The following is a 15,226-nucleotide window of genomic DNA, read 5'->3' on the forward strand; positions in this document are numbered from 1 at the left end:
AACTTTTGGGGTGCAGTTCAATATGAGCTGGTTTTTGATTTATAATCCGACTTCTTTTAAAGCGTCAGCTAATTTTGCAAAGTCTGCAATTGAAAGAGCTTCGCCTCGAATAGATGGCTTGATTTCTGCAATTTCAAGTGCCTTTTCAAGTTTGGCTTTTGTTTCCTCTGCTTTTCCGAAGTGACTTATCAAATTGTTCCAAAGTGTTTTACGACGGTGAACAAAACTGATTTTCGCAACGCGGAAGAAGAAGTCTTCGTCTTTGACTTTAACAAGTGGTTCTTCACGGCGAGTCATTTTCAAAATAGCTGAGTCAACATTTGGTGCTGGCACAAATACTGTACGTGGCACGATGAAAGCAACTTTTGCTGTCATGTAATATTGCACAGCAATTGATAGTGAACCGTAAGCTTTAGTGTTTGGCTCTGCTGAAATGCGGTCTGCCACTTCTTTTTGCATCATCACGACAAATTCCGCAAATGGGATTTTTGATTCAATCAAGTGCATCAAGATTGGTGTTGTGATGTAGTATGGCAAATTTGCTACGACCTTGATTGGAAGGTCTGGATTAGCAAATTCTTTGATACGGCTTTGTAGGTCTGATTTCAAGATGTCTTCGTTAATCACTTTGACATTATCAAAATCGCGGAGCGTATCAGCCAAAATCGGAATCAAACGATCGTCGATTTCAAATGCCATGACTTCGGCAGCATTTTCAGCCAAAAATTCTGTCAATGCACCGATACCAGGACCGATTTCAATAACATTGACGTTTTTGTCAATTTCAGCAGTATCTACAATCTTTTGAAGAATGTTAGTGTCTGTCAAAAAGTTCTGTCCAAATGATTTTTTAAAAGTAAAGCCATGACGCTCAAGGACAGCACGCGTCACGCTGTAATCTGCAATTCTCATAGTATTCTTCCTTATCCACAGGTTATCCCCAGAATAAAGATTTCTTTCCTTTCGTTTCTATCAATGCAAGTTAATATTGTATCACATCTGAGTTAAGTGCGAAATGTGAATTATGCTTGGTATTTCTCCATCACTTCTTCGACTTCAGCCAGAGTGACGCCAAAGAGTTCTAAGCGTTTAAGGAGTTGTTTGCCGTTGCTGTAGCCAATACGGAGTTCTTCTCCGAGGTATTCACGACGTTTACGGCTGTCGCCACCCATCAAAAGTCCTAAGCGCATCAAATCAGCTCTTGTGATGTCGAATTGATTGTCATCATCAAAGTTTCCTAAAACACCTTTGAGCGCTTTTTGCAAATCTTCGAAGTTTGCGTGTTCTACTCCTAGCGAGCGACCTTTGCTTTTTGATTTTGGAACGGCTTCGCCTCGATTTAGAAAAGCGTGTTTCACATTTGGAATAGCATTCATGATAATTTTACGAATGCGTTCGCCATTATAATCAGGGTCTGTAAAGACGATAACGCCACGAAGGTCATTTAGTTTTTCAATGCGTTCAAGGTCATCATCATTGATAGCAGAGCCTCGTGTTTCGTAAGTGTCCACGTCGTAAAAGCGGCGCAAATTTGCAGTATCGTCTTTCCCTTCAACGACTAATACTTCTTGAATTTTAATTTTTTCAGTCACAGTTAAATAACCTCTTTGCATTGTCTGATGTTGCTTTTGCTACTTCCTCGCTTGTTAATCCACGAAGTTCAGCAATTTTATCCACTACATAGCGTGTGTAAGCTGTGCGATTTTCACGACCTCGTTTTGGAACTGGGGCAAGATAAGGCGCATCTGTCTCAACCAAAATCTTATCAAGCGGTAATTTTTGCGCAGCTTCTTGAACATCAAGAGCTTTTTTAAATGTGACAACACCTGAAAATGAAATCATCATGCCAAGCTCGACAAAGCGCTCTGCCATTTCTAAAGAACCAGAAAATGAGTGAATAATCCCACCACGTGGTCCAACGCCGACCTCTTTGATAACTTTGTAAGTATCTTCCATAGCATCACGAGTGTGCACAATAAAAGGCAGATTGTGCTCTTTAGAAAGTTGAATTTGACGTTTGAAAACCTCAATTTGAACGTCTTCTGGGTCTTCCATCCAATAATAATCAAGACCAATCTCACCAAGACCAACCACTTTTGGGTGTGAGAGATTTGAAACAATCATGTCCTCAATTTCTTGATTATAAGAACCTGCTTCAGTTGGATGCCAACCGATTGTAGCGTAAATTTCAGGGTATTCTTCAGCTAACTCAATAGCTCGTTTAATAGTTGGTGCATCAAATCCGACAACATTGTGTCGAGTGACGCCCATTTCTTTAGCGAGGGCTAATTCTTCTGCTTCACGACCAGCAAAATCATCAGCGTTAAGATGCGTGTGTGTATCGAAAATTTCCATGCTTTTATTATAACACACACCACAAAAGACACCAAAGCAAGTGCCAGGAAAATCAGGGAAAATTAGATATAATATTCAACAAAAATATTCTTATACAATCGTTTTCTTTATAGCGATATTTCTTTATAATAAAGGTATATTTAACAAAAGGAAATCTTATTTTAATCACTATTATCATTCTTTGGGTTGCAACTAATGTTATGAGTTCACTGTCTTTAACATGGATGCTTGATACCTTAATAAAAAGCAATTGGAACCAATTTATTTTTTGGTCTTGCATTGATGTTCTTTGTTGGGCTGGCTACAGTCTCCTACAAATTTGGAAAGATAGTCTGAAAGAAAAACTCTGCCAAAAAGAAGTGAATTTCATACGAGATGATTTACTAAATTCCTTAATTGTTAACACTTATTCTGGCAATAACCATCACACCAAATCTGAATACAACTCATGGTTGATTAATGATATGAATCTTTTAAAAGATAATGGATTCAAACAATTTTATGATGCTATTGAAAGTATTGTAACAGTCGCTTTAAATGCTTTTGCCATTATCTATTTCCACTGGTTATTACTCATCATCAGTATTATAATGACAACCTTCGTTTATTTTATTCCTAAAGATTTTGAGGGAAAAATCGCTCTAAGAACCGAAGAAGTATCCAATACCTCTAATCAAGCATTAAATAGAACAAGTGACTACCTAGAGGGCTTTGAAATCTTCTATCACAATAATCAAACCGACTTTTTTAAAAATCGTATTTTAACTGATTTTAGTAAACTTATCAAATCTAAAGTCACGCTAACTAGAGAATCAAGTAGCGCTAATTCCCTTTCCATGATGTCAAGTATTATCGCACAAGTTATAATCTTCATTGCAACAGGTTATTTAGTTATCAAGGGTGAAATCACTACGGGGGTTATCTTTTCAATTGCTAATCTAACTAGCTGCCTATTTAATTACACTAGAGGAGCTGCATACAATATCGTCACATATAAAGCAACTGCTAAACTAATTGATAAATACCCTAAAACAATTTCAACCAAAAGAACTATTAGTCTAACAGATTTTAACCAAAACATCACTTGTCATCGGTTAAGTCTCCGTTTCGATAATGGAAAACAAATTACCTTTCCCGACTTTACAATTTCAAAAGGCGAAAAAGTTGCCCTTATTGGCAGCTCAGGTGCAGGGAAGTCAACACTCATTCGTATTTTAACTGGAGAATTAACAGATTATGACGGTGACATTTATTTAGATAGCCATAACTATCAAGAAATATCACTAGAAAGTTTACAAAATATTTTTGCTTTAATTCCGCAGAAAGCTCATCTTTTTAAAGATACATTACGTACTAACCTCACGCTTGGTCGTTCTGTGGGTAAGAATTTTTTTAAAGAGGTTTTAACTTTTGCACATGTGGATAATTTTATCGGCAAAGGCTTAGATACTACTTTCCAAGATGATTTATCTGGAGGTCAAGCTGCCAGAATTGCTATTGCTAGAGAATTACTCGGTAATAAGCCAATTGTCATTATGGACGAAGCGGTATCTAATCTTGATAAGCTAACTGCTATTGATATCGAAAGAAAGCTACTACAAACAAACGAACTCACTGTCATCATGATTACTCACCACTTATACAATGAAAATAGAGCTTTATTTGATCAAATTATAAAACTCTGAACATTCTTAGTTACATCCTTTTTGTTATTCGTTTTTTATGTAAAAAATACTATTTTACTTATTTTGAAAAATAAGATACAATAATATCCTAACATTTATAAAAATTAATTGGTTTAACATTCGTAAAAAGGAGAAAACATGTCAACCAAAAATCGTTACCTCATCGCAAGCTGCGGTGTTATCTTGCATTTAATGTTGGGATCTACCTATGCTTGGAGTGTTTATCGTAATCCTATTATCGCTGAAACTGGCTGGAATCAATCGTCAATTGCTTTTGCCTTCTCACTTGCGATTTTCTGTCTTGGCATGTCTGCTGCCTTTATGGGACAAGTTGTTGAGAAATTTGGTCCTAGGGTGACTGGAACCATCTCAGCTATCTTGTACGCATCTGGAAATATCTTAACTGGAGTAGCACTTGCTAATCATAGTCTTTTACTACTTTATCTAGGCTATGGTGTTCTTGGCGGTATCGGGCTGGGTACTGGCTACGTGACACCAGTCTCAATGATTATCAAATGGTTCCCTGATAAGCGTGGACTGGCAACTGGATTGGCAATTATGGGATTTGGCTTTGCCTCTCTTCTAACAAGTCCAGTCGCACATTTCTTAATCACCAAATATGATGTTATCAACACCTTTTACCTGTTGGGGGGAGCTTATTTTCTGGTCATGCTTGTCGTCTCACAGTTTCTCAAATTTCCATCCTACAGTGAACAGGATGCTGACGACAGTCATAAGCAATTAAGTCAAGGTATTGGAGCTAAAAAAGCCTTAAAAACAGTTGAATTTTACCTGCTCTGGCTAATTCTCTTCATCAACATTTCTTGTGGACTTGCCTTAATCTCTGTCGTCTCACCGATGGCGCAAGATTTAGCTGGCATGTCTGCTAACCAAGCTGCGATTATCGTTGGGCTTATGGGAATTTTCAATGGCTTTGGCAGATTGCTCTGGGCTAGTTTATCAGACTACATCGGACGTCCCTTAACTTTCTTGATTTTATTTGTCGTTAATATCCTCATGACGGTATCTCTCATCTTCTTCCATGCTCCAGCATTATTTACTTTTGCTATGGCTGTTCTCATGACCTGCTATGGCGCTGGTTTTTCACTGATTCCACCTTATCTGAGCGATATTTTTGGTGCCAAGGAACTAGCAACCATGCATGGTTATATTTTGACCGCTTGGGCAATGGCTGCGCTAGCTGGTCCGATGCTATTAGCTGTAACCTTCTCAGCAACCCAATCATACAAGACAACTCTTATTCTCTTCATTGTCCTATACCTTGTTGCCTTAGCTATTATGCTCTGGTTGAAACAACAAAAAGCCAATAAATACCTGGATTAACCAAACAGAACCCCTTAACCTATTCTTAGGTTAAGGGGTTCTGTTTTGTCTAGTTTTTTTCAGAGTTGATAAAATTTTAAAAGTTATCCAAACACATTTTTAAGGAGTAAAGATTGTTGAATCAATGTAAGAATTGGATCAAGATTCCACCTAGAATGAGGACAATAGCCCCACCTAGTCGATTCGCCATCTGAGCAAAGGCAATCATTTCCATGCGGTTTGCGGCTGAAAGTACAGCAATATTTCCGGTACCACCCATAGAATTATTAATCATACCAGCACCAATAGCTGTTTCAACTGGATACATACCTAGAACCTTACCAAAAATCCAGCTAGCAAGTCCCATTGAAACAACAGATGTTAGACTGATAAGAACAAATTGCCATGTCATAGCTTGCGCAAGAGACGTTAAATCAATCATGGCAAGACCAATACCAGCAAGAACGGCATGCGTAAGATTTGTCATGATAACTCGGTTAAACATCACAACTGTTTCTTCCAACTCTTTTGGCACAATATCAAGGGCTTTGAGGATAAACACAATGATAATCATAAAGGCATAGCTGTGCACTTTTGGCACAAAGGCATTGAGGATGACACCGACAAGGAAAAGGGCAAAAGCAATCATCATCCCAACACCAATTTTGGTAGGGTCAAGTGTTACAGTTGATTTTTTCAAATCGTCTTTATCCACAGGGATAAGCACACCGTGTCCATTGAATTTTGTATTGGCAAAGCCACGCGCAAGCACAATAGCACCGATAATAGCAAAAATGTTACCAAGTGTTGTTGCTGGCGCTAATTGTGACAAGATGCTTGAAGCATCTGTGTGAAGTCCTGCTGCGTAGATTTTTGATAAAGGAACAATACCTGCTCCCATTCCACCTGCCATTTGTGCAAAGGAGACATACATGACAGAGTGACCAAAGCCCTGACCAAGAAGGGCACCTACAGCACCTGTTGCAAAGAATCCGACAACCATAGATAAAAGAGCAACAGGAATGAATTTAGCAGAAGCTTTCACCAAAAGTTTGCGGTTCATTCCCAAAATAGAACCACAGATTAAAGCAGCAATGTAAAAATCTAAGAATCCCCAGTCACTCATAAAGCTTGATGTTGCTTCAACAACAGATTTTGGTACAAGACCTGTTGCAGCAAGCACTGCTGCTAGGAGTAGGGTAAATACTGAGCCACCACCAAGGTAAGTATTCCAAAACGGCAATCTCTCACCAAGGAAATAAAAAAGGTGACCTAAAACAACTAACATAAAGGTAATTCCCACCATGTTCAGTGGCAATTTTCCCATAGCAATAACAACAGCTAAAATGATAACCAGAGCCGTATAAAGCGGTAGAGAAAGACCTGCAATTTTAATATCTTTTAATTTTTTCATACGAATGGTTATCCTCCTAAATTAATATTTTGGATACCATTTAAGGTCGCGAACAGCTTTAGCCATATCTTTTTCTTCAGCTTGAGCCAAACCTTGTTCTTGAGCCTTTTTAGCAACTGCTTCTGCAACTTTGATAGAAACTTCAGCAACGTATTGGAATGGTGGAAGAACAGGTGCACCTGGTTGACCTGGATCTACAAGACCGCTAAGTGAGTGAGCAGCCGCACCAATCATTTCATCTGTAAGAAGTGAAGCTTCAGACGCCAACATACCAAGACCAAGACCTGGGTAGATCAAAGCGTTGTTTGCTTGACCGATTTGGTAATCAACACCTTTGTAGCTTACTGTACCTGAAGGCACACCAGTTGCAACGAATGCTTTACCGTCTGACCATTCAATAACTTGCTCTGCTGTAGCTTCTAATTTCTTAGTTGGGTTAGAAATTGGGAAGATAACTGGGCGTTCAGTGTTTTCACACATTGCTTCAACCACTTCTTTAGTGAAGGCACCAGCATCAGTTGATGTACCAACCAAGATTGTTGGTTTAACTGTTTTAATAACGTTAAGAAGGCTAGTCATGTCACCGCAGTCAGCGAAGTCTTCACGTTTTTTAGCAAATGGTTTTTGAGCAGGTGTCAAATCTTCCATGTCATCGAAAAGAAGACCTTGTTTGTCAATCATGAAGAAGTGTTTGTAAGCTTCTTCTGGAGTCAAACCTTCTGAAACCATTTCAGCGTGAACGCGGTCAGCAATACCAGCACCAGCAGAACCACCACCGTAGCAAAGGTAAACTTGGTCAGTTAGTTTTTCACCAGTGATGTCCATAGCACCGAAGATACCACCAAGAACAACGATACCAGTACCTTGGATGTCATCGTTAAATGTTGGAATTTCTTTTTTGTATTTGTTAAGAATGTTAGCAGCATTTGAACGACCGAAATCTTCCCAGTGAAGGTACAATTTAGGGAACATGTTTTCTGCTGTTTGAACAAATTTGTCGATAAATTCGTAGTATTGGTCACCAGTGACACGTTCGTGGCGGTTACCAAGATACATTGGATTTTCCAAAAGTTCTTTACGGTTTGTACCAGCATCAATAACAAGTGGCATAACTGAAGCAGGGTCGATACCAGCTGCAGCTGTGTAGATCATCAATTTACCAACAGAGATATCCACACCTTGGACACCCCAGTCACCAATACCAAGGATACCTTCAGCATCTGTTACAACGATCAAACGGATGTCACGGTCACCAGCAGCATTGCGCAAAGTTTCTTCAATGTTTTCTGGGTGGTTAATATCAAGGTATGCAGCGTATTGTGGGTCAACGTACAATTCACTGTATTCTTCGATTGTTTCAGCGATAACTGGATCGTACACAATTGGGTTAAATTCAACGATGTGTTGGTTGAATAGGTAGTAGAAAAGTGTACGGTTAGTGTTGAAGATTTCCATCAAGAAATGACGTTTTTCAAGATTTGATGGTTTACGCAAGAAGTGTTGGTAAGCTTGTTCAGCTTGTTCTTCGATTGTTTGAACGTAAGGTGGCAAAATACCAAGCAAACCAAGTTCTTTACGTTCTTCCATAGTAAAAGCAGTCCCTTTATTTAAAAACGGGTTATTTAAAATTTCATGTCCACGCATGACTTTTCCTCCTAATAGGCTATTTAAATATGTAGAAAGATCTTATGCTGGTCATTATAAACTGCCAAACTTCTTATAGTCAAATGCGTTAGTTTTAATAAAAAAAATTATAAGTAGATTGAAAAAGATTATGGTAAAATAAGGCAAGGAGGTAAGCATGAATTTACGTGATTTAGAATATTTTTACCAGCTTGGAAAATTGAAATCTTATACTGGTGCTGCACAATATTTCAAAGTCAGTCAACCAACGATTTCTTACGCTATCAAGCGCTTGGAAAAAGAATTAGGTTGCGATTTAATCATCAAAGACCCATCACACCGAACGGCTGAGTTAACCTTGCAAGGAGATATTTTTCAAAGTCACGTTGAAGATGTCTTACTGCAAATCAAAACGGCTGTTAATGAGGTGCACCAGTCACTCAATCCTATGATAACCGTTGGTTTCCCACCGATTATCTGCAATTACATTTTGACAGAATTATTGCAGCAAAATGAAGACTTAGCACCATTTTCACAAGTTAAAGCCATTCGTGGTGGTTCAAATAGTCTCATGATGAAATTACTTGATGGGCAAATCGATTTTAGTTTGTTGGGCTCACTTGCCCCAATCAAAAACGATTTACTGGTTATCAAACAACTTTTCAAAAAAGAATTCTACGTGGTACTTTCTAAGAATCACCCACTAGCAGACCGAAAAGAGCTTGCATTTCAGGATATTCTCTCTGAAAACTTTATTCTACTCGATGAGCACAATATGCATCTGACAGCATTCAATCAGCTCAACCACCGCTACCACGACCAAGCAAACATCCTTTTTAAAATCGATGATGTCTCAGTCATCAGACAAATGGTCGCAGAAAATATGGGAATTTCACTGCTATCTGACATCGCTCTTAGCAGTGACTCTGACCAACTGGTCAAGATTCCTCTTGCCAAAGAAGATAGCATTTCATTTTATGTCAGCTACGCTCACTCAAAATATGCTGGCTTATCAGAGGAAATCAAACAACTTGTTACCTTAATTGAAAAAGTTTCATAAAAATAAACCTCAACCCAAAAGGGTTGAGGTTTTCGTTTCATTTTTAATAAAATGAACTAGGATTTTTAGTGTATTTAGCCCATTTTTTGCTTAGAAATCGGTTGTTAATCTGATAAGTTGGTCTTGTATTTCCTTTATCCAATAAAGGTTTCACAGCTTTATCCATAGCAACCCAACCATTCCAACCCATGTGGATAGTGTCTTGCATGAAGTAAGCTTTGTCACCGTCTTTTGAAAAATCAGCAATATGATTAAATCCTTGACTTTTCAGCTGGTATTTAATCTTTTCAACTGATTTTTGATACATATCTTGATTAAGACCTGTGTAGTCAGACCACTTGCTATTAACTGGTGGAATAATAAAAAGTACGTCCGTATTATTTTGGGCAAATTGATTTAGCACGAGCTGCAAATCGTTGTATTCTGGTGATTTTAGATAGTTAAATCTCGTCTGAGAATTTTTTAAACGCTTAGATTGTGGCTTGATACGCAAATTGTAAAAGGTATTATCAATGCCAAAACTGTTGCCACTACTTGCTTTTTTTCCATCTGCAGTCGCTATTTTTTCAAGTTGTGGATAAGTCAAATTTTCTGGTAACAATTTAGCTTGTGGTTTGACGGTTCCATCATAGTTATCCACAATTGACAAATGGCTGAACAGGTGACGTCGATATTTTGACCAAAGAAGTCTCATACTTCAAAGACCCTCACGTCAAACGTGGCACTGAAATCGACCAAGATTGGAATGATAACTATGGCAATGAGCAACGCACTTCTGACAACAGCGTCTACACTGGTAGCATCCTCGAACACTTGCTTATCCAACATTTGACTGGATTTTACGAAGTTGGTGACCATAATATCTACCGCCTACGCGGAGCTGATTGGAACGATGCGCTCGATATGGCTAATGACAACGGAGAAAGTGTTGCCTTTACTGCTGCTTATTCTGGAAATCTGATGGACCTTGCAAGCCTCATTCGTCTACTAGAAAGTCAAACTGGCACAGATTCTGTTGAAATCCTCGAAGCCTACACTAACCAATGTCGCCACAACGTTACTGGACGTAAAATCAGAATTTCACTTTCTGAGTTGGCACTAAATCTCATTCAAAAAGCTGCTTGGCTTCGCCAACATCTACAAAAACAAGAATGGCTTGATTTTGATGAACACGAAGGTTGCTACAACAGCTACTACGACAATAGTGGTAAACCAACTGATGGCTACTACAACGACCGTATGCACATGATGTTGACTGGACAAGTCTTTCCTATCATGAATTTTGTTGCTACAGATGAACAAATCCGCAAAATCACAGCTAGTGCTGACCACTACCTCTACCGCCAAGAAATCGGTGGCTATCGTCTAAATACCGACTTCAAAGAAATCAAAACTGACCTTGGTCGCATGTTTGGATTTGCTTATGGTGAAAAAGAAAGCGGCGCAGTCTTTTCTCACATGACAGTCATGTACGCCAATGCCCTTTATCGTCGTGGCTTTGCAAAAGAAGGCTGGAAAGCTCTTAAATCCTTAGCAGACACAGCTCTCAACTTTGAAACAAGTCGAATCTATCCAGGTATTCCTGAATACTTCCGTGCTGACGGTCGTGGTGTTTACCACTACCTAACTGGAGCTGCCAGCTGGTACATGCTGACAATGGTGACAGAAGCTTTCGGTGTTCACGGAAAAGCCGGTGACCTTGTCCTTTATCCAAAACTTCTTGCAGAACAATTCGATGACAAAGGGCGCGCAAGCATCACCGTACAATTTGCCGATAAGACATTCCATATTCACTACGATAACCCAAATCAAAAAGACTTTGGAAAATATATCATCAAAAAAGCTATCTGTGATAACCAAGAAATCGACATCACTGATGACGCATTTGCTTTTATCACAAAAGATAAACTCACAGAACTCTCTGACGATACCCACGAAATTATCATTACACTAGCTTAAAAAACAGAAAGGACTCTCTCATGAAATACGGCTACTTTGACGATGCCAATCGCGAATATGTTATCACTCATCCAAACACTCCAAAACCTTAGGTCAACTATCTTGGCTCACCTGAATACGGCGCCATCATTTCAAATAACGCTGGCGGATACAGTTTTGCAAAATCTGGTGCTAACGGACGTATTTTGCGCTATGTTTTCAATAATTTTGACCAACCAGGTCGCTATATTTACCTACGTGACGATGACAACAAAGACTTCTGGTCGGCATCATGGCAACCTGTTGGTAAAGATTTAAATGGCTATCATAGCGAATGTCACCACGGGATGGGCTACACTAAGATGATTGCTGATTACTCTGACATTCATTCAAAAGCTAGCTACTACGTTCCAAAAGATAAAAGCTATGAAGTTTGGGCAATCACCGTTACTAACCGCTCTGAGCAATCTCGTCATCTCACACTAAAGGCTACGCTGAATTTACCAACCACAGCAACTACGAGCAAGTCCAAGTCAACCTTCAATACTCCCTTTTCATCACGCGCACACTCTTCAAAGACAATCGTATCGTCCAACAAATTCATGGGAATCTTGATACTCTTGATGATAGCGAACAAGTGGACGAAAAAAATGTCACTGAACGCTTCTTTGGACTTGGTGGTGCAAAGGTTAACTCATATTGTGGAGATAAAAAAGGATTCTTAGGTAACTACAATGGCTACGACAAACCTGAGGGAGTTACATCTGGAAATCTTGGTGACCAAACAAGCTACAACGAAAATGCTTGTGGTGCTCTTTCAAGTAAAGTCACATTTGAACCACAAGAAAGTAAAACACTTGTCTTTCTCCTTGGTGAAAAACCATCCCAAGAAGCTGCTGACATTATCTCTCATTACGCTAATCCAGCAAAAACTGTTGAAGCTGAAATTCAAGGACTTCGAGATGAATGGGAAGCCCGCTTGACTAACCTTCAAGTCCAAACACCAAGCCCAGAATTCAACACCATGCTCAATACCTGGAATACCTACAACTGCTACATGACCTTCATCTGGTCACGCGCCGCTTCATTTATCTACTGCGGACTTCGTAACGACTATGGCTACCGCGATACTGTCCAAGACATCCAAGGTATCATTCACTTGAAACCTGAAATGGCAGCTGAAAAGATTCGTTTCATGCTATCAGCTCAAGTCGATAACGGTGGAGGACTTCCTCTTGTAAAATTCACCCACAACCCAGGTCACGAAGACACACCAGATGACGCATCCTATGTTCAAGAAACTGGTCACCCAGCCTATCATTCAGACGATGCCCTCTGGCTATTCCCAACAGTCTACAAATACATCTCTGAAACAGGAAACCTTGCCTTCCTTGATGAAGTAATTCCATTTGCTAATAAAGGAGAAGCAAGTGTCTACAAACATTTGAAAGCCGCTGTTCAGTTCTCACTTGACCACCTCGGACCTCACGGCATGCCTGCTGGGCTTTACGCTGACTGGAATGACTGTCTTCGCCTCGGTGCCAATGGTGAATCATCATTTGTCGCTTTGCAATTCTACTATGCCCTAAGTGTCTTGCGTGAATTTGCCAAAGCCAAAAACGATACTGACTACCTTACTTTCCTTGACTCTGAACAAGAGAAAATGGGACAAAAAATTCAAGACCTCTGCTGGGATAATGACCGCTTCATTCGTGGTTTCACCGAAGCAGATGAACGTATCGGCGCAGCTGATGACCCAAAAGCTAATATGTGGCTAAACCCACAAAGCTGGGCTGTCATCAGTGGCTTTGCTGACAAAGAACAAGCAGACCTCGCTATGAATAATGTTTTTGAACAGCTTAACACAGATTATGGTACTATCCTCATGAACCTACCATATCACGCTCACGCTTTCGACGGCGCTCTTGCTGTTATCTATAACCAAGGCACCAAAGAAAACTCTGGTATCTTCTCTCAATCACAAGGTTGGCTAATCCTAGCTGAAGCCCTACGCGGACAAGGACAGCATGCCTTTACTTACTTTATGGAAATTGCTCCCGCTGCCCAAAACGACCGCGCAGACATCCGTCAACTCGAACCTTACTGCTACGGTCAATTTACAGAAGGTCCTGCTAGCCCACACTTTGGACGCTCACACGTCCACTGGCTAACTGGTACAGCTTCAACTGTTATGGTTGGCTGCGTAGAAGGGATCCTAGGACTTCGACCTGACTTAGGTGGTCTAAAACTCTCACCAGCCATTCCAAAAGAATGGGATGCTTTCAGCATGACCAAAATCTTCCGTGGCAAAGAACTTCACATCACTGTGGAAAATCCAGAGCATAAGGAAACAGGCTTTACAAAACTCATCCTCAATGGTCAAGAACTTGACCAAACCTACCTTCCTGAAGAACTCTTACAAGACACTAACCAAATCACTCTTACCCTATAAGAACAAAAGCTGAGACTAAGTCTCAGCTTTTTAGCTATCAAAAAAAGGACTGAAATCATTCAGTTCTTTCTTCTTTTAACGTTTTAGTAAGAGTGATTTTAAAGAGTTATTTTTGGGGGAGTTAACCGATTTGTTTGGGGAGTGTAGTTTGAATCAGTTAAGTAAAAACAAATTGTTATGTCACTAACAATAACTTAATTAAAATTTATCATAACTAATCCAGTCATAATAAGCATATAAAGGATTCCAACCATTATAAGCACCTAACCAAGAATCTACTTCATGAGTTCCAGGCCAAGCACTCATCATAATCTTACCTGGTGTGCTAGGAATATTGTTATAAGCTGTGTAAACAGCTCTTCCATCAACATACCAAGTAATATGGTCTGCTTGCCAATCAAAACCATAAGTATGGAATCCTTGAGAAGCATCGAATCCTAAATTATAAAGGTATTCGTGATTTCCTTGACCACTAGTATAGTAGTTAAATTGAACTTTAGTAGTATCTTTACCTAAAAATTCAATGTCAATTTCATCCCACTTTGTTCCATCACTTGGACCAGTATAAGTAAAGAATGAAGAAACAACACCTGGATTTTTAATGGGTTTCATATTCACTTGGAAAAGACCATATCCAAAGCGTTCTCTACTACGCCATTCATCACCAGTATAGTCTCCGCGGCCATCACTTCCAATTTTGAGGCTCATAAGACTATTGTTAAAACCAACGTTTGCGGGATCCCAACGGCAATTAAACATACCGCCAATCGTTCCGCTACGAAATTCCATGGTACCACTTCTCTTTTTCTAACCAACAACGATTTTTAAAAATGGGCCAAATTCTTTTTCATAATCCTGAAAAGATGCTAGTCACACAAATTTTTGTTTCCCTTTAAAATCCTCCGTTTTTCCGTTATGTCAATAGTATAGCGCTTTCATCGAAGCTGTCATATTACTTTCTCTAAAAAAATATCAGATTTATGACATCAAGATAAAAAAGAAAAAAGTCTTCTTAGAACCATTTTAAGTAAAATAGCTCTAAGAAGACCTTTTATAAAGGTTAAGAAAATCAAGACTGATGACTTAATTTTACTCGCTTATAAGACAAAATCCCCTGCAGTAAAGCTGACAAGAATAAAATAACTGCTGCTAAAATAAGTACACTTTTAATACTACTATCTAAAAGCACTAAAACCAGCAAAATAAAATTAGTGATTCTGATATAAAGGCTAACTTCTTTCATCAACTCACCCTCCCAAATTCTATATCTTGCATTTTTCATAAAACGCTTACATTTATATTATACTACATTTTCACCAGATTTTTATACTTTTTTTCAAAAAATATGAAAAAAGTTTATAAAAAACCACAATTTC

At 39.1% G+C, this 15,226-nt stretch carries 12 protein-coding genes and 2 pseudogenes; 6 read left to right on the forward strand and 8 right to left on the reverse strand.

Going from position 1 to position 15,226, the window contains the following annotated elements; all coding sequences use genetic code 11:
• Positions 1 to 39: 39 nt before the first annotated feature.
• From rsmA to HMPREF0819_RS05765, 3 genes are all read right to left on the reverse strand, one after another.
• Positions 40 to 912 carry a 16S rRNA (adenine(1518)-N(6)/adenine(1519)-N(6))-dimethyltransferase RsmA gene (rsmA, locus tag HMPREF0819_RS05755; RefSeq protein ID WP_004233302.1) on the reverse strand — a complete coding sequence of 291 codons (873 nt, stop codon included), beginning with the start codon at positions 910 to 912 and terminating at the stop codon, positions 40 to 42.
• 110 nt (positions 913 to 1,022) lie between these two features.
• Positions 1,023 to 1,592, reverse strand: a complete 570-nt coding sequence (gene rnmV / locus HMPREF0819_RS05760) for a ribonuclease M5 (protein WP_044023427.1) — start codon at positions 1,590 to 1,592, stop codon at positions 1,023 to 1,025.
• A complete protein-coding gene (locus tag HMPREF0819_RS05765; RefSeq protein ID WP_004233306.1) occupies positions 1,585 to 2,355 on the reverse strand; it encodes a TatD family hydrolase in 771 nt (256 codons plus the stop codon). Before HMPREF0819_RS05765 ends, rnmV begins: the two co-directional genes overlap by 8 nt.
• 170 nt (positions 2,356 to 2,525) lie before the next feature.
• Here HMPREF0819_RS05765 and HMPREF0819_RS05770 point away from each other — a divergent pair, with 170 nt between their 5' ends.
• Together HMPREF0819_RS05770 and HMPREF0819_RS05775 are read left to right on the forward strand one after the other, a co-directional pair.
• The gene (locus HMPREF0819_RS05770) at positions 2,526 to 4,040 is read left to right on the forward strand and encodes an ATP-binding cassette domain-containing protein (RefSeq protein ID WP_255308691.1); all 1,515 of its coding nucleotides are present in this window, start codon (positions 2,526 to 2,528) and stop codon (positions 4,038 to 4,040) included.
• A gap of 138 nt (positions 4,041 to 4,178) precedes the next feature.
• A complete protein-coding gene (locus HMPREF0819_RS05775; RefSeq protein WP_004233309.1) occupies positions 4,179 to 5,384 on the forward strand; it encodes an L-lactate MFS transporter in 1,206 nt (401 codons plus the stop codon).
• A 121-nt stretch (positions 5,385 to 5,505) separates the two neighbouring features.
• On the opposite strand, the gene HMPREF0819_RS05780 is transcribed toward HMPREF0819_RS05775, so the two are convergent.
• Positions 5,506 to 6,777 carry a 2-hydroxycarboxylate transporter family protein gene (locus HMPREF0819_RS05780; protein ID WP_004233311.1) on the reverse strand — a complete coding sequence of 424 codons (1,272 nt, stop codon included), beginning with the start codon at positions 6,775 to 6,777 and terminating at the stop codon, positions 5,506 to 5,508.
• Between the two features lie 21 nt (positions 6,778 to 6,798).
• Positions 6,799 to 8,421 carry a malolactic enzyme gene (locus HMPREF0819_RS05785; RefSeq protein ID WP_004233312.1) on the reverse strand — a complete coding sequence of 541 codons (1,623 nt, stop codon included), beginning with the start codon at positions 8,419 to 8,421 and terminating at the stop codon, positions 6,799 to 6,801.
• Positions 8,422 to 8,578: 157 nt separating this feature from the next.
• On the opposite strand from HMPREF0819_RS05785, the gene HMPREF0819_RS05790 reads away from it, so the two are divergent.
• Positions 8,579 to 9,460 carry a LysR family transcriptional regulator gene (locus HMPREF0819_RS05790; protein ID WP_004233313.1) on the forward strand — a complete coding sequence of 294 codons (882 nt, stop codon included), beginning with the start codon at positions 8,579 to 8,581 and terminating at the stop codon, positions 9,458 to 9,460.
• A 43-nt stretch (positions 9,461 to 9,503) separates the two neighbouring features.
• Here the strand turns inward: HMPREF0819_RS05790 and dltD are convergent.
• Positions 9,504 to 10,121 (reverse strand): annotated as a pseudogene (dltD, locus tag HMPREF0819_RS05795) (D-alanyl-lipoteichoic acid biosynthesis protein DltD); the annotation flags it as partial.
• A gap of 14 nt (positions 10,122 to 10,135) precedes the next feature.
• Between dltD and HMPREF0819_RS05800 the strand changes: the two are divergent.
• The 3 genes and pseudogenes from HMPREF0819_RS05800 to HMPREF0819_RS09410 all read left to right on the forward strand — a co-directional run bounded on the left by HMPREF0819_RS05800 (position 10,136) and on the right by HMPREF0819_RS09410 (position 13,850).
• Positions 10,136 to 11,419, forward strand: coding sequence for a GH36-type glycosyl hydrolase domain-containing protein (locus tag HMPREF0819_RS05800; RefSeq protein WP_004233315.1), 1,284 nt, complete (start codon positions 10,136 to 10,138; stop codon positions 11,417 to 11,419).
• Positions 11,420 to 11,547: 128 nt separating this feature from the next.
• Positions 11,548 to 11,808 (forward strand): annotated as a pseudogene (locus HMPREF0819_RS09460) (GH36-type glycosyl hydrolase domain-containing protein); the annotation flags it as partial.
• Between the two features lie 56 nt (positions 11,809 to 11,864).
• Positions 11,865 to 13,850 (forward strand): GH36-type glycosyl hydrolase domain-containing protein, encoded by a 1,986-nt coding sequence (locus tag HMPREF0819_RS09410; protein WP_255308692.1) that lies wholly within the window; start codon positions 11,865 to 11,867, stop codon positions 13,848 to 13,850.
• Positions 13,851 to 14,048: 198 nt separating this feature from the next.
• Here the strand turns inward: HMPREF0819_RS09410 and bglS are convergent, their stop codons facing one another.
• Together bglS and HMPREF0819_RS09075 are read right to left on the reverse strand one after the other, a co-directional pair.
• Positions 14,049 to 14,639 carry a beta-glucanase gene (bglS, locus tag HMPREF0819_RS05810; protein WP_004233329.1) on the reverse strand — a complete coding sequence of 197 codons (591 nt, stop codon included), beginning with the start codon at positions 14,637 to 14,639 and terminating at the stop codon, positions 14,049 to 14,051.
• Positions 14,640 to 14,919: 280 nt separating this feature from the next.
• On the reverse strand, positions 14,920 to 15,093 hold the full coding sequence (locus HMPREF0819_RS09075; RefSeq protein WP_169308677.1) for a hypothetical protein: 174 nt from the start codon (positions 15,091 to 15,093) through the stop codon (positions 14,920 to 14,922).
• Positions 15,094 to 15,226: the final 133 nt, after the last annotated feature.

The sequence above is a fragment of the Streptococcus equinus ATCC 9812 genome, assembly GCF_000187265.1.
GTDB lineage: Bacteria > Bacillota > Bacilli > Lactobacillales > Streptococcaceae > Streptococcus > Streptococcus equinus.